At 67.2% G+C, this 22,431-nt stretch carries 23 protein-coding genes and 2 pseudogenes; 17 read left to right on the top strand and 8 right to left on the bottom strand.

Annotated features, from left to right (window positions below):
- Positions 1 to 4: 4 nt before the first annotated feature.
- Together cobO and P0086_RS21430 are read left to right on the top strand one after the other, a co-directional pair.
- Positions 5 to 655, top strand: a complete 651-nt coding sequence (gene cobO, locus P0086_RS21435; protein ID WP_275789748.1) for a cob(I)yrinic acid a,c-diamide adenosyltransferase — start codon at positions 5 to 7, stop codon at positions 653 to 655.
- 246 nt (positions 656 to 901) lie between these two features.
- On the top strand, positions 902 to 1,711 hold the full coding sequence (locus P0086_RS21430) for a class I SAM-dependent methyltransferase (protein WP_275789746.1): 810 nt from the start codon (positions 902 to 904) through the stop codon (positions 1,709 to 1,711).
- Between the two features lie 20 nt (positions 1,712 to 1,731).
- Here P0086_RS21430 and P0086_RS21425 read toward each other — a convergent pair whose 3' ends face one another.
- The 3 genes and pseudogenes from P0086_RS21425 to P0086_RS21415 form a co-directional block, all read right to left on the bottom strand.
- Entirely contained in the window at positions 1,732 to 2,517 is a 786-nt protein-coding gene (locus P0086_RS21425; protein WP_275789744.1) for a TSUP family transporter, read from the bottom strand.
- A gap of 81 nt (positions 2,518 to 2,598) precedes the next feature.
- Positions 2,599 to 4,053, bottom strand: a pseudogene (locus tag P0086_RS21420) (Na+/H+ antiporter NhaC family protein).
- A 43-nt stretch (positions 4,054 to 4,096) separates the two neighbouring features.
- A pseudogene (locus P0086_RS21415) lies at positions 4,097 to 5,126 on the bottom strand (patatin-like phospholipase family protein).
- Positions 5,127 to 5,461: 335 nt separating this feature from the next.
- Between P0086_RS21415 and P0086_RS21410 the strand changes: the two are divergent.
- The 5 genes from P0086_RS21410 to cbiB are packed head-to-tail and all read left to right on the top strand — an operon-like array spanning position 5,462 to position 10,098.
- Positions 5,462 to 5,953, top strand: coding sequence for a cobalamin biosynthesis protein (locus tag P0086_RS21410; RefSeq protein ID WP_275789742.1), 492 nt, complete (start codon positions 5,462 to 5,464; stop codon positions 5,951 to 5,953).
- The gene (gene cobA / locus P0086_RS21405) at positions 5,953 to 6,795 is read left to right on the top strand and encodes a uroporphyrinogen-III C-methyltransferase (RefSeq protein WP_275789740.1); all 843 of its coding nucleotides are present in this window, start codon (positions 5,953 to 5,955) and stop codon (positions 6,793 to 6,795) included. Before P0086_RS21410 ends, cobA begins: the two co-directional genes overlap by 1 nt.
- A complete protein-coding gene (locus P0086_RS21400) occupies positions 6,792 to 8,096 on the top strand; it encodes a cobyrinate a,c-diamide synthase (RefSeq protein ID WP_275789738.1) in 1,305 nt (434 codons plus the stop codon). The genes cobA and P0086_RS21400 overlap by 4 nt, the downstream gene beginning before the upstream one ends.
- Positions 8,096 to 9,100, top strand: coding sequence for a threonine-phosphate decarboxylase CobD (cobD, locus tag P0086_RS21395; protein WP_275789736.1), 1,005 nt, complete (start codon positions 8,096 to 8,098; stop codon positions 9,098 to 9,100). Before P0086_RS21400 ends, cobD begins: the two co-directional genes overlap by 1 nt.
- 17 nt (positions 9,101 to 9,117) lie before the next feature.
- Positions 9,118 to 10,098 (top strand): adenosylcobinamide-phosphate synthase CbiB, encoded by a 981-nt coding sequence (cbiB, locus tag P0086_RS21390; protein ID WP_275789734.1) that lies wholly within the window; start codon positions 9,118 to 9,120, stop codon positions 10,096 to 10,098.
- Between the two features lie 5 nt (positions 10,099 to 10,103).
- On the opposite strand, the gene P0086_RS21385 is transcribed toward cbiB, so the two are convergent.
- Entirely contained in the window at positions 10,104 to 10,829 is a 726-nt protein-coding gene (locus P0086_RS21385; protein WP_112599501.1) for a Crp/Fnr family transcriptional regulator, read from the bottom strand.
- A gap of 381 nt (positions 10,830 to 11,210) precedes the next feature.
- On the opposite strand from P0086_RS21385, the gene P0086_RS21380 reads away from it, so the two are divergent.
- The 6 genes from P0086_RS21380 (at position 11,211) to P0086_RS21355 (ending at position 16,851) form a co-directional block, all read left to right on the top strand.
- Positions 11,211 to 11,489: an acyl carrier protein gene (locus tag P0086_RS21380; protein WP_112599500.1), complete on the top strand. Its 279-nt coding sequence runs from the start codon at positions 11,211 to 11,213 to the stop codon at positions 11,487 to 11,489.
- A 120-nt stretch (positions 11,490 to 11,609) separates the two neighbouring features.
- Entirely contained in the window at positions 11,610 to 12,086 is a 477-nt protein-coding gene (locus tag P0086_RS21375) for a 3-hydroxyacyl-ACP dehydratase FabZ family protein (protein WP_148179962.1), read from the top strand.
- A 12-nt stretch (positions 12,087 to 12,098) separates the two neighbouring features.
- The gene (locus P0086_RS21370; protein ID WP_275789731.1) at positions 12,099 to 13,301 is read left to right on the top strand and encodes a beta-ketoacyl-ACP synthase; all 1,203 of its coding nucleotides are present in this window, start codon (positions 12,099 to 12,101) and stop codon (positions 13,299 to 13,301) included.
- Between the two features lie 12 nt (positions 13,302 to 13,313).
- Complete coding sequence (locus P0086_RS21365; RefSeq protein WP_275789729.1) at positions 13,314 to 14,600, top strand: beta-ketoacyl-ACP synthase; 1,287 nt, start codon at positions 13,314 to 13,316, stop codon at positions 14,598 to 14,600.
- 272 nt (positions 14,601 to 14,872) lie between these two features.
- Positions 14,873 to 15,901: a zinc-binding dehydrogenase gene (locus tag P0086_RS21360; protein ID WP_112599496.1), complete on the top strand. Its 1,029-nt coding sequence runs from the start codon at positions 14,873 to 14,875 to the stop codon at positions 15,899 to 15,901.
- Positions 15,898 to 16,851, top strand: coding sequence for a lipid A biosynthesis lauroyl acyltransferase (locus tag P0086_RS21355; RefSeq protein ID WP_162714785.1), 954 nt, complete (start codon positions 15,898 to 15,900; stop codon positions 16,849 to 16,851). The genes P0086_RS21360 and P0086_RS21355 overlap by 4 nt, the downstream gene beginning before the upstream one ends.
- A 16-nt stretch (positions 16,852 to 16,867) precedes the next feature.
- On the opposite strand, the gene P0086_RS21350 is transcribed toward P0086_RS21355, so the two are convergent.
- Positions 16,868 to 17,359, bottom strand: a complete 492-nt coding sequence (locus tag P0086_RS21350) for a hemerythrin domain-containing protein (RefSeq protein ID WP_275789726.1) — start codon at positions 17,357 to 17,359, stop codon at positions 16,868 to 16,870.
- Positions 17,360 to 17,540: 181 nt separating this feature from the next.
- Between P0086_RS21350 and ccoN the strand changes: the two genes are divergently transcribed.
- The 4 genes from ccoN to ccoP are packed head-to-tail and all read left to right on the top strand — an operon-like array spanning position 17,541 to position 20,960.
- The gene (ccoN, locus tag P0086_RS21345; protein WP_112599493.1) at positions 17,541 to 19,172 is read left to right on the top strand and encodes a cytochrome-c oxidase, cbb3-type subunit I; all 1,632 of its coding nucleotides are present in this window, start codon (positions 17,541 to 17,543) and stop codon (positions 19,170 to 19,172) included.
- Positions 19,173 to 19,182: 10 nt separating this feature from the next.
- Positions 19,183 to 19,914 (top strand): cytochrome-c oxidase, cbb3-type subunit II, encoded by a 732-nt coding sequence (ccoO, locus tag P0086_RS21340; RefSeq protein WP_112600889.1) that lies wholly within the window; start codon positions 19,183 to 19,185, stop codon positions 19,912 to 19,914.
- Between the two features lie 10 nt (positions 19,915 to 19,924).
- A complete protein-coding gene (locus P0086_RS21335; RefSeq protein WP_112599491.1) occupies positions 19,925 to 20,077 on the top strand; it encodes a cbb3-type cytochrome c oxidase subunit 3 in 153 nt (50 codons plus the stop codon).
- 4 nt (positions 20,078 to 20,081) lie between these two features.
- The gene (ccoP, locus tag P0086_RS21330) at positions 20,082 to 20,960 is read left to right on the top strand and encodes a cytochrome-c oxidase, cbb3-type subunit III (RefSeq protein WP_275789723.1); all 879 of its coding nucleotides are present in this window, start codon (positions 20,082 to 20,084) and stop codon (positions 20,958 to 20,960) included.
- A gap of 13 nt (positions 20,961 to 20,973) precedes the next feature.
- Here ccoP and P0086_RS21325 read toward each other — a convergent pair whose 3' ends face one another.
- The 3 genes from P0086_RS21325 to P0086_RS21315 form a co-directional block, all read right to left on the bottom strand.
- Positions 20,974 to 21,381 (bottom strand): type II toxin-antitoxin system VapC family toxin, encoded by a 408-nt coding sequence (locus P0086_RS21325; protein ID WP_275789721.1) that lies wholly within the window; start codon positions 21,379 to 21,381, stop codon positions 20,974 to 20,976.
- 272 nt (positions 21,382 to 21,653) lie between these two features.
- Positions 21,654 to 22,010, bottom strand: coding sequence for a VOC family protein (locus tag P0086_RS21320; protein WP_275789719.1), 357 nt, complete (start codon positions 22,008 to 22,010; stop codon positions 21,654 to 21,656).
- The gene (locus P0086_RS21315) at positions 22,010 to 22,423 is read right to left on the bottom strand and encodes an SRPBCC family protein (protein WP_275789717.1); all 414 of its coding nucleotides are present in this window, start codon (positions 22,421 to 22,423) and stop codon (positions 22,010 to 22,012) included. Before P0086_RS21315 ends, P0086_RS21320 begins: the two co-directional genes overlap by 1 nt.
- Positions 22,424 to 22,431 lie beyond the last annotated feature (8 nt).

The raw sequence follows: 22,431 nt of genomic DNA, 5'->3' as shown, positions 1-22,431 counted from the left end.
CGCCATGAGCGAGACCGACACCGACACCCAGGCCGAGGCCGGCATGACCGAGGCCGAGCTCGCGCGCCACTCGGAGAAGATGGCCAAGAAGAAGCAGGCGCGCGAAAAGATCATGGCCACCAAGACGGACGAGAAGGGCCTGATCATCGTCCACACCGGCAAGGGCAAGGGCAAATCCACGGCCGGCTTCGGCATGATCTTCCGGCACATCGCCCATGGAAAGCCCTGCGCCGTCGTGCAGTTCATCAAGGGCGCGATGGTCACCGGCGAACGCGAGCTGATCGAGAGGCATTTCTCCGATCTCTGCCAGTTCCATACGCTGGGCGAGGGCTTCACCTGGGAGACGCAGGACCGGGCGCGCGACATCGCCATGGCGCAGAAGGCCTGGGAGAAGGCGAAGGAACTGATCTGCGACGCGCGCAACTCGATGGTGCTGCTCGACGAGATCAACATCGCGCTGCGCTACGACTATATCGACGTCAACGAGGTCGTGGCCTTCCTGCAGACGCAGAAGCCGCACATGACGCATGTCGTCTTGACAGGGCGCAACGCCAAGGACGAACTGATCGAGATCGCCGATCTCGTCACCGAGATGGAGCTCGTCAAGCATCCCTTCCGCTCCGGGATCAAGGCGCAGATCGGCGTCGAGTTCTGAAGTCGCCCGCGCTGTCCCGGAACGTCAGGCTGTGCCGGATCGGGACGGCGACGGGACGGGTGTCCCGGTTTGCGGCGGGCCCTCGGTCGCCGGCGTGCCGGAATCAGCCCGTTTCTTTGCGTGTTAAGCATATCGGCAGCGTAAACAGCCGGTTAACGCGGTTGTGACCGGACGCTGTCTGCTTGTCTCCTATGATCCGTACCGATCCTGCGCCACGCGGGAGGTCGGCATCAGAAGGAGACGGCGATGCACGCCATGGAGCGAATCAACCGGAAGACCTGGAGCGACCCGTTCGCGCTCAGGGACTACCAGAACGGCGGCGGCTATCTCAACGAAGGCGAGGCGGCAGCGCTTCGGGTGGCGTTTGCCGCCACCGCCGGCAGGCGCGTGCTCGACATCGGCGTCGGGGGCGGCCGCACGTCGGCGCTGCTGCGCGACTGCTCGGAGACCTACCTCGGCATCGACTACACGCCCGAGATGATCAGGCTGGCGCGCCGGAAGCATCCCGACCTGCGCTTTGAGCTGATGGATGCGCGCGATCTCTCCTGCCTGCCGGCCGAGGGCTTCGACGTCGTGCTGTTCAGCTACAACGGCATCGATTCGGTCAATGCGGAGGGGCGGCTTGCGGTGATGGCCTCGGTCGCGCGGGTGCTTGCGCCGGGCGGCGTTTTCGTCTTCTCCACCTTCCATCGCGGCTGGGACGGCTTCAGCCGGCGCATCGGCTATCGCCGGCTGGTGTGGACCCGCGATCCCGTCCGGCTCGTGCTGCGGGCGGGCGCCTATGCCACGCGCTCGGCGACCGGCCTGTGGCGGAAGTTCCGCAACGCGCGGCTGGAGGAGCGGGACGCCGAGCATGCGATCATGCTGCACGGGGCGCACGACTTCGGCATCCTGGTCTATGCGACGACGCCGGCCCAGGCCGAAGCGCAGCTTCACGCTGCCGGCTTCGAGGCTCCGACTGCCTTGCTCGACCTCGACGGTCGCCCGCTTGCCGCGACGGCTGGTCCGGAGCTCGAGTATTTCTATGTCGTCGTGCGAAAGCCCGAGGCGCGCTAAAGCCCGAGGCGCGACAGGCTTTAGATACCCAGCCAGGCCCGCAGCGGATGGGCGGGATCGGCGAGCAGGCGGATGGCGAGCGCCATGCTGGTCAGGACCAGGAGCGGCTTGATGATGCTTGCGCCCTTGCGCATGGCGAAGCGGGAGCCGACCTGCGCGCCGAGGAACTGGCCGATGCCCATGGTGATGCCGACCTTCCACAGCACGACGCCGTAGCCGAGGAAGAAGGCGAAGCCGCCGATATTGGAGCCGAAGTTCAGGAACTTGGTGTTGGCCGTCGCCTTCAGGACGCCGAAGCCGGCAAGCGAGACGAAGGCGAGCATGAAGAAGGAACCGGTGCCGGGGCCGAAGACGCCGTCGTAGAAGCCGATCAGCGGAACGACCGTCGCCGCGAAGGCGATCTCCGACAGACGGCGATGCTTGTCGACGTCGCCGATGCTCGGCTTCAGCGCGAAGTAGAGCGCGATGCCGAGGAGCAGGAACGGCAGCACCGCGCGCAGCGCCTCGCCGGGGATGATCGTGGCGAGGGCCGCCCCGAACGCCGCCCCGACTGCTGCGAGCGCCGCCATCGGCAGCTGTCGCCTGACCTCGATATAGCCGGCGTCGGCATAGGCGACCGTGGCGGAGCCGGAACCGAACAGCGACTGCAGCTTGTTGGTGCCGAGCGTCTCGAGTGGCGGTATCCCGGCGATCAGCATGGCGGGGATCGTGATCATCCCGCCGCCGCCGGCAATCGAATCGATGAAACCGGCGATGAAGGCTGCGAGAAAGAGAAGAAGCAGAAGCTGCAGTGTGACGTCGACCACGCGTAGGAGTCCGGGCAGGCAGGAGGAATATCGCGCCCTCCATGTCAGAACCCGTCCGCAAATGCAAAGCCGAAAGCGCCCCTAGAACGTGCCGAGGGTCGATCCGATCAGCAGAATGGCTACGAGCGCCAGGATGGCGCCGCCGATGCTGACAACGGCGATGTCGCGGTAGCTCTCCCGGTGGCCGGTGCCGCACACGGCCAGAAGCGTGATCACCGCGCCGTTGTGGGGCAGGGTGTCCAGCGTGCCCGAGGATATGACCGCCACGCGGTGAAGCAGCGCCAGTTCGACCCCGGCCGCGTTCGCGCGGTCGATGAAGGTCGGGCCGAGCGCTTCCAGCGCGATCGTCAGGCCACCGGAGGCGGAGCCGGTCAGGGCCGACAGGATGTTGGTCGCCACGGCAAGCGCCACGGCCGGGCCGCCACCGATATCCAGCACCCATTCCCGCACCAGTCCGAAGGCGGGCAACGCCGCCATGACGGCACCGAAACCGACGAGGCTGGAGACGCTGATCGCCGGCAGAACCGATGCGTTGACGCCGGCGTCGATCGTGTCGCGCAGTTTCGGCAGACGCCGGACGTTCAGCCCCAGCGCCGTCAGGATGCCGGCTGCGAGCGCCGCCACGACCGCCCAGACGCCGGCGACGGCCGAAAGCGTCGTTTCGCCTCAGCGCGGCTCGGCCAGGAAATCGGCGTCCATCGACGGGATCACGAGCAGCGACAGCAGCATGTTGCCGGCGATGACGATCGCGAGCGGCGCTGCCGCTGCGAGGAACGACGGTTCCACGTCCGCCGGCTTGCCGCGCCGGATCTCGGCAGGGTCGAACTCGCGCGCCACGTTGGCGTGCTCGCGCAGGTTCGGATCGTCGGCGATGTCGCGCGCCGGCTGCGGATCGTCCTCCCCGAAGCCCTCGCCGCGTGCGCGTGCGGCGCGCTCCATGCGGCCCAGCCACCAGAGCCCGAATGCCGCCATGATCGCGGAGGCGATCAGGCCGAGGCCGGGTGCTGCGAAGGGGGTCGTTCCGAAGACGGGCATCGGGATGGCGTTCTGGATCGACGGCGTGCCCGGCATGGCCGACATGGTGAAGGTCGAGGTCCCGAGCACGATCGTCGCCGCCATCAGGCGCCTTGGAATGCCGGCCCGCCGAAACAGGTCCATCGCCATCGGCGCGATCACGAAAAAGGCGACGAACAGGCTGACGCCGCCATAGGTCACGAGCGCGCCGGCCAGGATCACGGCCGCGATCGCGCGGCGTTCGCCGAGCCTGTCCATCAGTACGCGGGAGATCACCCGGATCGAGCCCGTCTCCTCCATCAGCTTGCCGAACAGCGCCCCGAGCAGGAAGAGCGGAAAATACTGGGCGAAGAACCCTGCCGCATTGGGCATGAAGACCTGGGTCCAGCTGGCCAGGAGCGGCTCGCGGGAGAAGGCGGCGGCGAGGAGGGCTGCCAGCGGCGCCAGCAGCAGGATGCTCCAGCCGCGATAAGCCAGTGCGATCAGAAGCGCCAGGCCGGCGGCGATGCCGAGAAGCCCCATGTCAAATCCCCCGGAAGGTTGCCTGGTCAGTCCGCAGCCAAGATCAGTGATCCCGGATCAGTTCGTCGAGGTCGAAGGAGGGGCGCTTACCGATGTCGTCGCCGTGCTCCTGCAGGAAGGCGTCCGCGGCCTCGCGTCCCTTGTCGCGCAGCATGGTCAGGAAGGCCCACTCGGCGTTCATCTTGGAGGAGGAGCCGAGGTCCAGCATGATGTCGCTGGCGATGCGGTGCAGCCGCATGGAGCCCCATCGCGATCCTTCGGCATGGCCGGCATCGGCGACCCTGCGCATGATCGCCGCCATGCGGAGCTCCTTCAGCAGCACCGCGTTGAAGGAGACCTCGTTGATCCGGCTCTGGATCTCGCGGGCGGTCCTCGGCGTTCCGGGGCGTTCGATCGGGTTGATCTGGACGAGGATGGTGTCTTCGGCGGCGCAGTCCTCGATCAGCGGCGTCAGCGTCGGATTGCCGGAGAACCCGCCGTCCCAGTAGGGAACGCCGTCGATCTCGACGGCCTGATAGACGGTCGGCAGGCACGCCGACGCGAGCAGGACCTGCGGTGACAGTTCCGCATTGCGAAAGACGCGGCCGCGGCCGGTTTCGACATTGGTGGCGGTGATGAAGACGCGCACGGGCGAGGCGACGAGCCGGCCGAAATCGACGCACTCCTCCAGGATCTCCGTCAGCGGGTTCTTGCCGGCCGGGTTCATCTGGTAGGGCGAGACGAGGCGCGCCATCATGTCCATCATGAGATAGGCGGGGGAACTGTCGAGTGTCCAGCGGCCGAGCAGGATCGAGCGGCGTGCGCTGGAAGGGGCTGAAGCGGGCGGCGTCGGAAACCTTGCGCCAGAAGGTCTCGAGCGCCCTGCGGGCGCCGGCGGGGCCATCGTGCTCGTATCCGTCCGCCAGCACGACCGCGTTCATCGCGCCGGCGGAGGTGCCGGAGATGGCTTCCAGCTTCAGCCAGTCCTCCTCCAGCAGGCGATCGAGGACGCCCCAGGTGAAGGCGCCGTGCGAGCCGCCGCCCTGCAGGGCGAGGTCGATGGGGCAGGACTTGCGAGGATCGGGCCTGGGCATCGTACTCAAGAGCAAACTCCATCGAGCCGGTGCCATCCTGCACCGCAGCAACGCGCCTGCAATATTCTTACGCGTCAAACGGGCCTCAGTCGATCCCATTTGCCCGGACTTGCTCGGCTGTTGCTTTCGCTGGCGATGGCGTTTCCGGTTCATCCGACGACGCAATCCCGTTTGACCGCGAAATGCCGCTTCGCTAAACAGGTCGGACATGCGGCGGTGCCCTTGTTCGGGCCGGACTGGTGCCTGGAGCGGTCGACCCTGGAGGGGGCCAGATCCGGGGCTGCCGAGACGGATCGCCCGCACCGCGCATGTCCAGGGGGAACGAGGACAGTGCGATGACGGATGCGGTGCAGGTAGACGATGGCGCGACGCACGCGCTCGTTCTGGGCCTTGGCTGCGAGCGCGGCACGGCGGTCGAGGAGGTCATCGCCCTTGCCGAAGACGCCTTGCGTGCCGCCGGGCGCGACCGCTGCCGGCTTGCCGTCGTCGCCTCGCTCGACACGCGCGCCGAGGAGCCAGCCATGTCCGCCACCGCGCGCCACTTCGCCGTTCCCTTCCGCACATTCGACGCCGCAACGCTCGAGGCCGAGACGCCGCGGCTCGCCCATCCCTCCGATACCGTCTTCCGCCACACCGGCTGCCATGGCGTGGCCGAGGCCTCGGCGCTTGCGGCAGCCGGCGCCGCGGGGCGGTTGCTGGTCCCGAAGATGAAATCGGCGCATGCGACGGCTGCGATCGCGGAGGTTTTTCAGGCTGTTGCGGGCGATTTTTCAGAAAGTGAATCCGCTTCCGCCAGTGCCCGTCCCGCATCCCTGAGGACTGTCTGATGGATGCTGTTTTCTCATCCCTGCCGGACCTGGAACCGGGTAGCGTCTGGCTCGTCGGGGCGGGGCCGGGCGATGCGGGGCTGCTGACGCTGCTGGCCGTGCACGGGCTGCGCCAGGCCGACGTCATCGTCCACGATGCGCTCGTCAATGCCGAATGCCTGCAGTTCGCAAGGCCGGATGCCGTCATCGAATTCGCCGGCAAGCGTGGCGGCAAGCCATCGCCGCGGCAGCGCGACATCTCGCTTCGGCTCGTCGAGCTGGCGCGCGCCGGCAAGCGGGTGCTGCGGCTGAAGGGGGGCGACCCGTTCGTCTTCGGCCGCGGCGGCGAGGAGGCGCTGACGCTGGTCGAGCACAGGATCGCCTTCCGCATCGTGCCGGGCATCACCGCCGGCATCGGCGGGCTCGCCTATGCCGGAATCCCGGTGACGCATCGCGAGGTCAACCACGCCGTGACGTTCCTGACGGGCCACGATTCCTCGGGCGTCGTGCCGGACCGCATCAACTGGGCAGCGGTCGCTGCCGGCTCGCCGGTGATCGTCATGTACATGGCGATGAAGCACATCGGCCAGATCTCGGCGAAGCTGATCGCGGCCGGGCGGGCGCCGGACGAGCCCGTCGCCTTCGTCTGCAATGCCGCGACGGCGGGCCAGTCCGTCCTGGAAACGACACTCTCGCGGGCGGAGGCGGATGCCGCTGCGGCCGGGCTGGAGCCGCCGGCGATCGTGGTGATCGGCGAGGTCGTCCGCCTGCGCGGCTCGCTCGACTGGCTCGGCGCCTTGCGCGAGGGCAGGGTGCTGGTGCCCGATCCGCTCGGTGCCCGCACGCTGAAGGACCCCGCATGAGCGGGCTGATGATCGCCGCCCCGGCTTCGGGCTCGGGCAAGACGACGGTCACGCTCGGGCTCCTGCGGGCGCTATCGGACGCGGGCGTCGCGCTCTCGCCCGGCAAGGCCGGCCCCGACTATATCGATCCTGCCTTCCATGCCGCCGCCAGCCGTTCGGAGTGCCTGAACTACGATCCCTGGGCGATGCGGCCGGGCCTGCTCGCCGACAACGCGGCCGCGCAGCAGCGGGGCGGCCGGTTGCTCGTGGTCGAGGCGATGATGGGCCTGTTCGACGGCGCGGCCGACGGCAACGGTTCGCCGGCCGATCTCGCCGCGATGCTCGGGCTGCCGGTTGCGCTCGTCGTCGACTGCAGCCGGATGTCGCATTCGATCGCAGCCCTGGTGCAGGGCTATGCGCGGTTCCGCAACGACGTGCAGGTTGGCGGCGTGATCCTGAACAAGGTCGGAAGCGAGCGCCACGAGGCGATGCTGAGGGCGGCGCTGGAGGCGGCGGGCGTCACGGTCTTCGGCGCGATCCGGCAGGATCCCGCGCTGTCCCTGCCCGAGCGCCATCTCGGCCTGGTGCAGGCCGGCGAGCATGCGGGGCTGGAGGCCTTCATCGGACGGGCGGCGGAGATCGTGCGTCGCAGCGTCGATCTGGACCGGCTGCTTGCGATGGCCGGACAGGGCCGGGTGTCGGCCGGCCGGGCCGACGTCGCCCGCCTGCCGCCGCTTGGGCAGCGCATCGCCGTCGCGCGCGACAATGCCTTTGCCTTCATCTATCCGCACCTGCTCGCCGGCTGGATCGGGCAGGGGGCGGAAATCTCCTTCTTCTCGCCGCTCGCCGACGAGCCGCCGCCGGAAGCCTGCGACGCGGTGTTCCTGCCGGGCGGCTATCCGGAACTGCATGGCGAGCGGCTTGCCGGCGCAAGCCGGTTCCGCGACGGCATGCTCGCCGCCGCCCGGCGCGGCGCGCGGATCTATGGCGAATGCGGGGGCTTCATGACGCTCGGGGAGGGGCTGATCGATGCGGCCGGCACCCGTCACCGGATGCTCGGCCTGCTGCCGCTCGTCACCAGCTTCGCGGAGCGCCGGCGTCACCTGGGCTACCGGCGGGTGAGCCCGCTTCCGGGGTCGGGGTTCCCGCAGGCGATGACCGCCCATGAATTCCACTATTCGACGGTGGCGGAGGAAGGTGACGCGGAGCGGCTGTTCTCGGTGGCCGATGCGACGGGGCAGGACCTGGGCCAGGCGGGCTTGCGCCGGGGCAACGTCGCCGGTTCCTACATGCACCTGATCGACCTTGCGGAGGGAACGTGATGGGCGAGGCGCCGATCCAGCACGGCGGCGGCATTTCGGCTGCGGCCGAACGCCATGGCGGGCGGCCGGAGGACTGGCTGGACCTTTCCACCGGCATCAATCCCTGCCCGGTGCCGTTGCCGGCCATCGATCCCGCCGCCTGGCATCGCCTGCCGGACCGCAGCCGCCTCGACGCGGCACGGCGCGCGGCCATGCGTTACTATCGCAGCGAGAACTGCCTGCCGCTGCCGGTGCCGGGGACGCAGGCTGCGATCCAACTGTTGCCGCGGCTGGTTCCGCCGGGACGGCGCGTCGCGATCCTGTCGCCGACCTATGGCGAATACGCGCGCGTGCTGCGGGCGGCCGGCCATGAGGTCGATGCGATCGCAACGCTGGGCGAGGTGCGCGACGAGCACGGGCTCGTGGTGGTCGTCAACCCGAACAATCCCGACGGTCGTCTGTATCCGCCGGAAGAATTGCTGCGGCTGCGCGAACGGCTGGTGCGATCGGGTGGCATGCTGCTGGTGGACGAGGCCTTCGGCGACATGGCGCCCGGGGCTTCGCTTGCCGCGCATGCGGGCGGCCTGGACGGGCTCGTGATCTTTCGTTCGTTCGGCAAGTTCTTCGGCCTTGCCGGCCTCCGGCTCGGCTTCGTCCTGGGCGAGGAGGGTCTGCTTGCGGACTTTGCCGAGCGGCTCGGCCCCTGGGCGGTGTCCGGCCCGGCCCTGACGATCGCGACGGGCCTGATGGCGGGCGATTGCGCCCCGATCCGGGAGAGGATCGCCGAACGCAAGGCGGCGCTCGATGCGGTGCTGCAGCAGGCGGGACTGGCCGTCATCGGCGGAACGGCGCTCTTCTCGCTGGTGTCGCATCCGCAGGCCGGCACCCTTTTCGAAGCGCTCTGCCGGCAGCATATCCTCGTGCGCCCGTTCGCCTATGATCCGACATGGCTGCGTTTCGGGCTCGCCCCCGATGCGGCAGCCGATCGCCGGCTGGCCCGGGCACTGGCTGCGTTCGACCCCTGATCGATGAGCTTCGACCCATGACCCTCACGCTGATCGTCCTTGCCGCCGCCCTCGTGATCGACCGCTTCGTCGGCGATCCGCCGGGGCTCTGGGCGCGCGTGCCGCACCCGGTCGTGGTGTTCGGCTGGGCCATCTCCTTCCTCGACCGGATGTTCAACGGCAAGCGGATGACGCCGGAGACGCGCCGCTTCAACGGCGCGGTGGCGATCGGCGCGCTGTTGGCGGCAAGCCTGTTCGCCGGATACCTCCTTCACGAACTGCTGGGGCTGCTCGGCTGGCCGGGGCTCGTCCTCGAAGCGCTCGTCGTCGCGCTGTTCCTCGCCGGCAAGAGCCTCGCCGACCATGTGGGGGCGGTGGCGGTCGGTCTCAGGGAGCGCGGGCTCGAGGGCGGGCGCGAGGCGGTCTCGATGATCGTCGGTCGCGATCCGGCGACGCTCGACGAGCCGGCCGTCTGCCGCGCCGCGATCGAGAGCCTGGCCGAGAATTTTTCCGACGGCGTCGTGGCGCCGGCCCTCTGGTACGTGCTGCTGGGGCTGCCGGGACTTCTGGCCTACAAGATGCTCAACACCGCCGATTCCATGATCGGACACAGGAACGCGAAATACCTGGAGTTCGGCTGGGCCGCGGCCCGGCTCGACGACATCGCCAACTGGCCGGCCGCGCGGCTCTCCATCCTCCTGATCGCCGCGGGCGCCCGGGCTGCGATCGGCGGGGCCGCGGCGCGGGCGGCGCTCGATGTCGGCCTGCGCGACAACGGCCTGCACCGTTCGCCCAATTCGGGATGGCCGGAGGCGGCGATGGCGGGAGCGCTCGGGGTCAGCCTTGCCGGCCCGCGCGTCTATGGCGGCGTCAAGGTGGACGAACCGATGATGAACGCGTCCGGGCGGACCACGGCCAAGCCGGCCGATATCGGCCGCGGGATCAGGGTCTTCGAATATGCCTGCGATGCCCTGGTGGTCCTGGCGCTCGCCGGCGCCGCCCTGGCGACCTTGTTCTAGCCGCCTCAGTCGATGCCGGCGAATTGCTGCAGGCGCTCGATGTCGGGCACCGTGACATGCCGGTTGTTCTCGATGCTGATGACGCCTTCCTTGCGCAGCTTGGTGAACTGGCGGCTGACGGTCTCGATGGTGAGGCCGAGGAAATCGGCAATGTCGGCGCGCGACAAGGGCAGGTCGAAGGCGGAGCCGTCGACGGTCTCGGGATCGAAATGCGTGGCGATCAGGAAGAGGAAGCTCGCCACCTTTTCCTGGGCGTTCTTGCGGCCGAGCGTCAGCATCCAGTCGCGGGCCTCGTCCAGTTCCTTCAACACCTGCTGGTGCAGCCGGTGCTCCAGGTCCGGCGAGCGGGTCACCATCCGTTCCAGGAGGTAGCGCGGGAAGGTGCAGATCTCCGCGTCCGTCGCCGCCTCGGCGCTGTGCGGGCTCTCGCTCGTGAACGGTCGGCCGAGGAAGTCGGGGGCGAACTGGAGGCCGACGATCTGCTGACGGCCGTCGGGCATCATCCGGGTGAGCTTGACGACGCCGCGCATGATATTGGCGCAGGTCGCCATTTCCTCGCCCTGGCCGACGACCTCGGTGCCGGCCTGCAGGCGTCTGCGGCTCGAGTGCTTGTTCAACTCGCCCAGCTCCTGCGGCGAGAGCGCGCTGCAGGCGCCGCCGTGGCGCGCCTCGCAGGCACGGCAGACGACCGGTATGTCGGAGCTGTGGATCTCGCTGCGCTGCATATCCATCGGTATCGCCTCTCCTGCCGCGGAACAATCGCCGCCTAATCACCTGTGTACGAGAATCGGGATGGAGACAATGCGACATTGTCGCCCGCCTCTCCCCGGCCGATTCCCGGACCGCTCTTGATAATTGTTAAGTCGGATTGCCGCCGCCCGACTTGATCGAAATCAAATCGGCGCGTGTCTCCGGAAGAATTCGATGGAAAGCTGCCCGGAACAACTTCGCAAAGGCAGGCGCAAAGGTTCTGCGCAGGGCCGGCCGAAAGCCCGGTCGCTGTTCCCGCAACAGGCCACAGCCAATTTGCAGCGTGTCTGGAACAGGGCATTGGCAATTCCGCCCAATTTACTTATAGGATCGCGCAACAAAGGATTTTAAGAGGTACAGGCGTGACAGCTACATTCGACAAGGTTGCCGACATCATCGCGGAGACCAGCGAGATCGATCGCGAAACGATCAAGCCCGAGAGCCACACGATCGACGATCTGGGCATCGACAGCCTCGACTTCCTCGACATCGTCTTTGCGATCGACAAGGAGTTCGGCATCAAGATCCCGCTCGAGCAGTGGACGCAGGACGTCAACGAGGGCAAGGTGGCGACCGAGGAATACTTCGTATTGAAGAACCTCTGCGCCAAGATCGACGAGTTGCGCGCCGCCAAGGCGTGAGGGCAAGGAGCCGCCACCTGCGGCTCTACCGCATCCGTTGAGGGGCGCTGATGGCCTGCCGCATAGGGCAGGCCTTTCACGTTCCGGGACGCGGTAACACGGCAGTAACATAGGTTTTCAATGCTGCTTGAATACTTCCAGATGATCGACCGGGTGGAAACGGTGGACGCCGAGCGCAGGACGCTGACGGCGCGGTCCGTCGTTCCTGCGAAGAGCCCGGTCTTCGAAGGGCATTTCCCCGGCATGCCGCTGGTGCCCGGCGTGCTCCTGATCGAGACGATGGCGCAGGCCTCGGGCTTCCTGGTGCTGGCCGCCACCGACTTTGCCGCCATGCCGTTTCTGATGTCGGTCGACGGCGCCAAGATGCGCACCTTCGTCGAGCCCGACACAGTGCTCGACATCGAGGCGGTGCTGGAGCACGACGGCTCGGGTTTCGCGGTCACCAAGGCGAAGATCACCTCCGGCGGCAAGAAGGTCTGCGATGCGCAACTGAAGCTGCGCACCATGCCGTTCAGCGAGGTGCCGCTCGGCGACCTCGTGCGCAAGCGGGCCGAGGAACTCGGCCTGATGGCTGCGCTTGCCGCAACCGGCCATTGAAGAGGAATTGACATGACGAAGGCGCCAAACGACGTCGTCATCACCGGCATCGGCATCGTCACCTGCCAAGGTGTCGGCACCGAGCCGCATATCGCGCTGTTGAAGGCCGGAAGCGCACCGGAGCTGAAGATCGAGGCGGAGCGGTTCGCGCCCTATCCGGTCCATCCGATGCCGGAGATTGACTGGTCGCAGCAGATCGCCAAACGCGGCGACCAGCGGCAGATGGAGAACTGGCAGCGGCTCGGCGTGTTCGCCGCCGGCCTGGCGCTCGACGATGCCGGGCTGAAGGACGATGCCGAGGCCTGCGGCACGATGGACATGATCGTGGCCGCCGGCGGCGGCGAGCGCGACATCAACGTCGATTCTCTGATCGTCGACGAGGGCCTGAAGCGCAACGACCGCGAACAGCTGCTCAACGAGAAGCTGACGACCGAACTGCGGCCGACGCTGTTCCTCGCCCAGCTGTCGAACCTGATGGCCGGCAACATCTCGATCGTCCACAAGGTCACCGGTTCCTCGCGCACCTTCATGGGCGAGGAGGCGGCGGGCATCAGCGCCATCGAGACGGCGTTCGCGCGCATCCGCGCCGGCCAGTCGACGCATACGCTGGTCGGCGGCGGCTTCGTCGCCGAACGGCCGGACGTCATCCTGCTCTACGAAGCGCTCGGCGCGCATGCGACCGGCGGCTGGACGCCGCTATGGTCGCGCGAGGACGGCGAGGGCGGCGGCATCGTCTCCGGCTCCGCCGGCGCCTTCCTGGTGCTGGAGCAGCGGGCGCATGCCGAGGCGCGTGGCGCGCGCATCTATGCGACGATCGAGGACATCGGCGGCGACCGCGGCAGCCGCGAGGACGGCCGGCTGGAGCGCCGGCTCGATGCGCTTGCCGAACGGGCGGACGGTGCGGCCGGCTCGACGGTCGTCTTCTCCGGAGCATCGGGCATCAAGGGCCTGTCCGGCCGCGAGAAGGCCTGGCTCGACCGGCGTTTCCCCGGCACTCCGGTGCGCGGCTATGCGGGGGTGACCGGCCATGCGCTGGAGAGCCAGTTCCCGCTGGGCCTGGCGCTCGCCGGGCTTGCGCTTGCGAGCGGGGCAAAGGTTCCGGCGTTCGATGCGGCAGGCGAGACGGCGATGGAAAAGCCTGCCGAGACGGCGATCGTGACCACGGTCGGCCACCACCGCGGCGAGGGCGTCGCCATCCTGAAGGCAGAGAAGTAAGAGGACGGGCGCATGAGCAAGGCAGCCTACAGGGATCATCTCGGACGTCCGATCGTCGCCGTCACCGGCATGGGCGTCATCACCTCGCTCGGGCAGGGGCTGAAGGACAACTGGGCCGCGCTTTCGGGCGGCGTGTCCGGCATTCACGGCATCACCCGCTTTCCGGTCGACGGGCTGAACACGCGGATCGCCGGAACGGTCGATTTCGTCGAGCTGCCGGCCGAGAACCCGGTCGAGCGCTCCTATTTCTACGCCCGCGAGACCACTGAGGAAGCCCTGGCGCAGGCCGGGATTGCCGGCGACTTCGGCGGGCCGCTGTTCCTCGCCGCCCCGCCGATCGAGCCGGAATGGAGCGCGCGCTTTGCGCTCGCCGACCGGGCGCCGGCCTCGCAGCGGCCGGGCGATGCCTATGACCGCTTCCTTTCGGTGCTGCGCGGCAAGCCCGATCCGGCGCTCTACGAGGCCTGGCTGTTCGGCGCGATCTCCGAGCGGCTCGCCGACCGGTTCGGCACGCGCGGCCTGCCGGTGACGCTGTCGACGGCCTGCGCTTCGGGCGCGACCGCGATCCAGCTCGGCGTCGAGGCGATCCGCCAGGGCCGCACGGCGCGGGCGCTGACGGTCGGCACGGACGGCTCGGTAACCGCCGAGGCGCTGATCCGGTTTGCCCTGCTCTCGGCGCTCTCCACCCAGAACGACCCGCCGCAGAAGGCCTCCAAGCCCTTCACCAAGGATCGCGACGGCTTCGTGATCGCGGAAGGGGCGGCAACGCTCGTGCTGGAATCGCTGGAATCGGCGGTGGCCCGCGGCGCCCGCGTGCTCGGCATCATGAAGGGCTGCGGCGAGAAGGCCGACCACTTCCACCGCACCCGCTCCTCGCCGGACGGGGGGCCCGCGATCGCGACGATCCGGGCGGCGCTGGAAGACGCCGGCATCGCCGAGGACGGCATCGGCTACATCAATGCGCACGGCACCTCGACGCCGGAAAACGACAAGATGGAGTACCTCTCCATGTCGACGGTGTTCGGCGAGGGGCTGTCGAAGATCCCGGTCTCCTCCAACAAGTCGATGATCGGCCACACGCTGACGGCTGCGGGCGCGATCGAGGCGGTGTTCTCGCTGCAGACGATGCTGACCGGCACGCTGCCGCCCACCATCAACTACCAGAACCCGGACCCGACGATCGTCCTGGATGTCGTGCCGAACGTGAAGCGCGACAAGCAGGTTTCGGCCGTGCTGTCGAACTCCTTCGGCTTCGGCGGCCAGAACGCCAGCCTGGTGATGACAGCCGAGCCGGCCTGACGCGGAGGGGCGGGCAGGGGGCCGCCTGTCCCTGCCGCCCGGCTGCGGCACGAATGCACCGGGTGGCGTCAACGCGCGACTTTCCTGCCGGTTGCAGCGGGAAAGAGGTTCCATTTGCCTGCCCGTTGCTCTAGAGCATCGATCCCAATCGGGGCGAGCGGGCGGCCGGCGGCCGTCAGTCCAGCGCCTCGCATCCGGTGAGAGCCGCACGGCACGCCCGGATGCCACAAGCGACGAAATTCAGGCCGCGACCGGCGGCAAAGGACAAGACCATGCGCGCATTGCAGCTTCTCGACGACCGCAAGCTCGAGCTGACCGATATCCCCGAACCGGAAGCACCCGGCCCCGGCGAGGTGACGCTCCGCGTCAAGGCGGTGGCGCTGAACCACATCGACGTCTGGGGCTGGCGCGGCATGGCGTTCGCCAAGCGCAAGATGCCGCTCGTGATCGGTGCGGAGGCGGCCGGCGTCGTCGACCGGATCGGACCGGGTGTGGCGAACGTGCTCCCCGGCCAGCTCGTCTCGGTCTATGGCGCGCGCATCTGCGGTCTGTGCAAGCCCTGCCGCGAGGGTCGCGACAACCTCTGCGAACATGTCGGCGGCGTGCACGGCTTCCATCTCGACGGATTTGCGCAGGAGAAGATCAACCTTCCCGCCCGCCAGCTCGTTCCGGCGCCGCCCGGCATCGACGCGGTTGCCGCAGCGCTGGCGCCCGTCACCTTCGGCACCGTCGAGCACATGCTGTTCGACAATGCCAGGCTCGAGCCCGGCGAGACGATCCTCGTCCATGCCGGCGGCTCGGGCATCGGCACGGCGGCCATTCAGTTGGCCAAGAAGATCGGCTGCACCGTCATCACCACGGTCGGTTCCAACGACAAGATCGAGAAGGCCAAGGCGCTCGGCGCCGACCACGTCATCAACTACCGCGAGGACCGCTTCGAGGGCGTCGTGCGCAAGCTGACGAAGAAGAAGGGTGTGGACGTGGTGTTCGAGCATGTCGGCAAGGACACCTGGGCCGGCTCGATGCTGTGCCTGAAGCGTGGCGGGCGGCTCGTCACCTGCGGCTCGACCTCGGGCGTCTCCACCGAGATGAACCTGATGATGCTGTTCCAGCAGCAATTGAAGCTGCTCGGCTCGTTCGGCTGCCGCATGGAAAACATGGCGAACGCGATGCAGAAGATGGCCCGCGGCATCGTTCATCCGGTGATCGACACCGAGGTGACCTTCGACGGGATCGCGACGGCGCTGGAGCGGATGGAATCGCGCCAGATCTTCGGCAAGATCGTGCTCCGGCTGGATTGACCCCCGTGCGCCGCCTCATCACCCGCGCCGTTCTCGGACTGCGCAGTTTCGAGCAGTGGCTGGTCGCCCAGTTCGTGTTCGGGCTGCTCAACGTGCTGAAGCTGTTTCCGGCCGATGGCGCGATGAACTTCGCCGACCGCTTCGGCCGCTTCGTCGGGCCGAAGACCGCCCGGCACCAGCTGATGCTGACCAACCTGCGCAATGCCTTTCCGGAAAAATCCGAGAGCGAACTTTCAGCGATCGCCATGGAGAGCTGGGGCAACATGGGGCGGATGGCGGCCGAATACGTCTTCCTCGACCGTCTGTTCGACTTCGATCCGTTCAGCGACAAGGTCGGGCGCGTCGAGGTCGACGGCATCCCGATCTTCATCGACCTCTACGAGAACCGGCGCCCCTTCATCGTCTTCACCGGCCACACCGGCAATTTCGAGATGCTGCCGGTGGCAGGGGCGGCCTTCGGCATCGAGGTGACGGTGCTGTTCCGTCCGCCCAACAACCCCTACATCGCCGAGAAGGTGTTCGAGTTCCGCCGCGCGCGCATGGGCAATCTGGTGCCCTCGCATGCGGGCTCGTCGTTCGCACTCGCCCGCAAGCTGGATGCCGGCGAGCCGGTGGGCGTCCTCGTCGACCAGAAATACCGCAAAGGGCTGTCGACGACCTTCTTCGGCCGTCCCGTGCAAACCAATCCGCTGCTCGCCAAGCTGGTCCGGCAGTTCGAATGCGAGGTCTATCCGGCCCGCTGCATCCGGCTGCCGAACAACCGCTTCCGGCTGGAGCTGGAGCCGGCGATGGAGATCCCCCGCCGGGCCGACGGCGCCATCGACGTCGAGGCGACGGCGCAGAAGCTCAACGACAAGGTCGAGCAGTGGGTGCGCGAGTATCCCGGCCAGTGGCTCTGGTACCACGACCGCTGGGACATCAAGAAGGCGCTGCGGAAGGCGAAGGCCTGACGGCGACGATGCCGCCTCAGGCGTTGTACAGACCGCGCAGCAGATGGTCGCGCTCGAAGGCGATGTGGCGGCGGATCGTCTCGAAGAAGCCGCGCAGCATGTAGCCGGCCGCCTCGATATTGACGTCTTCGGCGCCGCTGCCGAGCTTCAGGAGCGTGTCGATCAGTTCCTCGGCGAAACACTCGTCCTCGCAGTGCTCGAACTTCAGCCGCTTCAGCGTTTCGGCGAGGAGCTGATTGCTCTTCGCGCGCGCGGTCAAGTGGGGGAACAGCACCTGCTCCTCGTAGCGGTGCAGGCCGTGGATCAGCGGGCCGAGCACCATGGCCGCGTAGATGCATTTCTGCCGGTTCACGCTTGCCGGCAGGCTGTCGGCGATCTCTTCCAGTGCGTCGCACAGACGCAACTGCTCGCGATGGGCGCCCGCCAGCCAGTCGAGCGACACCGCGTCGCTGGGCATGGCGGAAAGAAGGTGGCAGACCCTGTTCTGTTCCCCGTTCTCCGGCGTCATCGCATCCATTCCTCCCTGAGTGACGGCAAGCTGGTGCATTGATGCGCCTGCGATCGGGGCTTCTCCTTGATCTGCGTCAAGGCCGATCCTTGCTGCATCTGCGAGCAGTGGGCTGATTGCAGGGGAAGGATTCGTGTCCGTCCCCGCTGCTTGCAACGCTCGTCGAGTTGGGGATCCAACGATGAAATACGGACTAGAGACAGGGCTTCTGGCTGTCGGCGCGTTCTTGGCGCTGCTCGGCGCGGCCTTCGCCCACGACAACCAGTTCCAGGCCCACATGTGGGTGCTGTTCTTCGTGCTGCTCGCCGGCACGGTGGTGATGATCAGGCGCGTTTCCTTCGCGCCCTACCGCGTACCGGGCGACAGCCTGCCGAAGGGGGCCGCCAGCCCCTATTTCGACGAGGTGGTCAAGTACGGCGTGATCGCGACCGTGTTCTGGGGCGTCGTCGGCTTTTTGGTCGGCGTGGTCGTGGCGCTGCAGCTGGCCTTTCCCGACCTCAACATCGAGCCGTGGTTCAATTTCGGCCGGATGCGCCCGCTGCACACCTCGGCGGTGATCTTCGCCTTCGGCGGAAACGCGCTGATCGCCACGGCGTTCTACGTGGTCCAGCGCACCTCGCGGGCGCGGCTGTTCGGCGGCGATCTCGGCTGGTTCGTCTTCTGGGGATACCAGCTGTTCATCGTCATGGCGGCGACCGGCTATCTGCTGGGGATCACCCAGGCGCGCGAATACGCGGAGCCGGAATGGTATGTCGACCTGTGGCTCACCGTCGTCTGGGTGGCCTTCCTGGTCGCCTTCCTCGGCACGATCCTCACCCGCAAGGAACCGCACATCTACGTGGCGAACTGGTTCTTCCTGTCCTTCATCGTCACGATCGCGATGCTGCACATCGTCAACAACCTGGCGGTGCCGGTCTCGTTCCTCGGGGTGAAGAGCTACTCGGCCTTCTCGGGCGTGCAGGATGCGCTGACGCAATGGTGGTACGGCCACAACGCGGTCGGCTTCTTCCTCACCGCCGGCTTCCTCGGGATGATGTACTACTTCATTCCCAAGCAGGTGAACCGGCCCGTCTATTCCTACCGCCTGTCGATCATCCACTTCTGGGCGCTGATCTTCCTCTACATCTGGGCCGGTCCGCACCACCTGCACTACACTGCACTGCCCGACTGGGCGCAGACGCTCGGCATGGTGTTCTCGATCATGCTCTGGATGCCCTCCTGGGGCGGCATGATCAACGGCCTGATGACGCTCTCGGGCGCCTGGGACAAGGTCCGCACCGATCCGATCGTGCGCATGATGGTGATGGCCGTCGCCTTCTACGGCATGGCCACCTTCGAAGGGCCGATGATGTCGATCCGCGCGGTCAACTCGCTCAGCCACTACACAGACTGGACCATCGGTCACGTGCATTCGGGCGCGCTCGGCTGGAACGGCCTGATCACCTTCGGCGCAATCTACTACATGGTGCCGAAACTGTGGAACCGCGAGCGGCTCTATTCGATCCGCATGGTCAACTGGCACTTCTGGCTCGCCACCCTCGGCATCGTCGTCTACGCCGCCGTGATGTGGGTCGCCGGCATCCAGCAGGGTCTGATGTGGCGCGAATACGACGAGCAGGGCTTCCTCGTCTACTCGTTCGCCGAGACCGTGGCGGCGATGTTCCCCTACTACGTCCTGCGCGCCGTCGGCGGCGGCCTGTTCCTCGCAGGGGCCCTGATCATGGCCTTCAACGTCACCATGACCATCCTCGGCTACCAGCGCGACGAGGAAGCCATTCCCGGCAGCTCGGCCGTCGCCCAGCCTGCCGAATAGGAGAGAGAGCATGTCAATCCTGGACAAACACGTCCTTCTCGAGCGCAACGCGACGCTGCTTCTGGTCGGCTCGCTGCTCGTCGTCACCATCGGCGGCATCGTCGAGATCGCGCCGCTCTTCTACCTCGAGAACACGATCGAGAAGGTGGAGGGCATGCGGCCCTACTCGCCGCTGGAGCTCGCCGGCCGCGACATCTACATCCGCGAGGGCTGCTACGTCTGTCACAGCCAGATGATCCGGCCGTTCCGCGACGAGGTGGAGCGCTACGGCCACTACAGCCTGGCGGCGGAGAGCATGTACGACCACCCGTTCCAGTGGGGCTCCAAGCGCACCGGGCCGGACCTTGCGCGCGTCGGCGACCGCTACTCGAACGAGTGGCACGTCCAGCACCTGGTCGAGCCGCGCTCGGTCGTGCCGGAATCGGTCATGCCGAGCTACGCCTTCCTGAAGGAAACGCCGCTGCAGGTCACCGACGTCACGATGAACCTGAAGGCGAACCGGGCGGTCGGCGTGCCCTATGACGACGCGATGCTCGAAAACGCAACCGCCGACCTTGCCGCGCAGGCCGATCCGAATGCCGATACGTCCGCGCTTCTGGAACGCTATCCGAAGGCCAAGGTCGGCGACTTCGACGGCGATCCGCAGACGCTGACGGAGATGGACGCGCTGGTCGCCTACCTGCAGATGCTCGGCACGCTGGTGGACTTCTCCACCTATGACGATGCCAGCGGCTATCGGTGAGGGCGCGGCCATGGAGACCTACACCGCCTTGCGGCATTTCGCCGACAGCTGGGGACTGCTCGCCATGACGATCTTCTTCGTCGGCGTCGTCCTCTTCACCTTCCGGCCCGGCGCGCGCAAGGCCGCCGAGAGCGCCGCCGAAATCCCTCTCAAGGAGGACTGACATCATGGCCGACAAACATGGGGCCGAAAAGCATATCGACGAGATCTCGGGCGTCGAGACCACCGGCCACGAGTGGGACGGGATCCGCGAACTGAACAACCCGATGCCGCGCTGGTGGGTGTGGACCTTCTATGCGACCATCGTCTGGGCGCTCGGCTATACGATCGCCTATCCGGCCTGGCCGATGCTGAGCGAGGCGACGCGCGGCGTGCTCGGCTATTCCAGCCGGGCGAACGTGGCGCAGGACCTGCAGGTCGCCAAGGCCGCCCAGACCGTCTATCTGGACCGGATCGCCGCGGCGCCGTTCGCCGACATCGTCGCCGACCCCGAGCTTGCGCAGTTCGCGATCTCGGGCGGCGCCTCGGCCTTCAAGGTCAACTGCGCCCAGTGCCATGGCTCGGGTGCGGCAGGGTCCGCAGGCTTCCCCAACCTGAACGACGACGACTGGGTCTGGGGCGGCAGCATCGACGAGATCTACACGACGATCGCCCACGGCATCCGCTTCGAGGGCGATGCGGACACGCACGTCTCCGAGATGCCGGCCTTCGGCGACATGCTGCAGCCGGAGGAGATCCGCCAGGTCGCGGCCTATGTGGTCAGCCTGACGGGCACGCCGCATGACGCGAGCCTGGTCGAGCCGGGCAAGCAGCTCTTCGCCGACAACTGCGCCTCGTGCCACGGCGAGGACGCCAAGGGCAATCGCGAGATGGGCGCACCGAACCTTGCAGACGCGATCTGGCTGAAGGGCGAGGGCGAGGAGGCGATCGCCAACCAGGTGCGCGCCCCGAAGCACGGCGTCATGCCCGCCTGGCTGCCGCGGCTGGGCGAGCCGACGGTCAAGCAGCTCGCCGTGTTCGTGCATTCGCTGGGCGGCGGGGAGTAACCCGCCCGAAGGCCTAGAGGTGACGGATCTCGATCGTGGCCGGGGCGCGAATGCCCCGGTCGTTCGTCAGGAAGACGTCGCATTGCAGCGCTTCGGCGGTGGCGACGTGGATGGCGTCAGGCAACTTCAATCGAAGGTGCGCGGCGGTGATCGCTGCCTGCCCGACGGTTTCGCGCGTGATCGCAACCAATTCAACGATCTCTGACTGTTCGAGCAGAGCGTGGAATGCCGCAACGATTTCCGTACGTTGATCCCTGATCGGCGCGATGGTGCATTCGACGATCGTCAGATGTGACGTGTGCAGGCTCGCATTCTGTTGATCGAAGTCCTGCAAGATCGTGAGCGCGCGTCGGCGCATGTCGTTGTCGCCGTCGATCAGGTAGATGAAGACATTGCTGTCGATATAGACGCGTTGCGGCATTCTCAGTCGCCGCGGACTTCGGCTACCTGCCGCAAGACTTCCTCTTCCGAAAGGTGAAGGCGGCTCTGTTCAGTTGATTTCAGGATCGCACGCAGTCGTCGAATCCTGTCTGACGGCTGGGCGGGTGACATATCCCGATCATCCGCACCGCCCTTCCGGGGTTGCGCGAGGTTATGATCTTGCCTTGCTTTTGCACCCATGACTGTTCGTTCCGATTACTTGCGGGAGATCCTACAGGTTGTCGACAACGAAAACTAGCTCAGAACCGCTCCCTACCGGTCCGACCACACGCCCAGTTCGTAGCCGTCGGGATCGGTGAACTGGAACCGCCGGCCGCCGGGGAAGGTGTAAATCGGCTTGACGATGGTACCGCCGGCCTTGGTCACGCGGGCGAGGGCGTCTTCCAGGTCGTCAGCGAACAGGATCACCAGCGGGCCGCCCGCAGCCTTCACCGGCGCCAGCGTGGTGAAGCCGCCGGTGAGGCGGCCGTCCTGGAACTCGCAGTATTCGGGACCGTAGTCGGTGAAGGTCCAGCCGAAGGCGCCGCCGTAGAACGTCTTGGCGCGGCCAATGTCGCCGACGTTGAACTCGATGTAGTCGATCTTGCGATCCTTGCCGGCGGTGGCCATCAGTTCGCTCCCTCTTTCTCCAGCAATGTCTTCAGCGTCTCGAGATCGCGGGCGACATGTGCCGCGTCGGCCTCGAAGGCCGCATCGTCCATGCCGGGCAGGCGAAGAAGCGTGAACATGACTTCCGCGCCATCTCCGTTCGGCACGACGCGCAAGGCATTCTCGACGACGAGGCCGTCCTCCATCGTCACGCGGTGGTCGATCACGCCGAAGTCGTTCTTCGGAGCAAAGCGAACCCGGACGTTGCCGACGGGGCCGCCGTCGGCGATCCAGTCCTCTCCGTCGCGCCTGAGCCCCGAGGCGAGACCGGAGGCCCAGAGCGGCATGTTCTCCGGTCTGACGGCAAAGTCATAGACCTCGGACCACGGGCGCGCGATCGAGGCATGGATGATGCGGGCGGGCATCGTCGTCATCCCCGGTT

This window comes from Mycoplana sp. MJR14, assembly GCF_029210525.1.
Taxonomy (GTDB): Bacteria; Pseudomonadota; Alphaproteobacteria; order Rhizobiales; family Rhizobiaceae; genus Mycoplana.
Note: the sequence above shows the minus strand (reverse complement) of the source record. Positions and strands in the feature narration are given on the sequence as shown.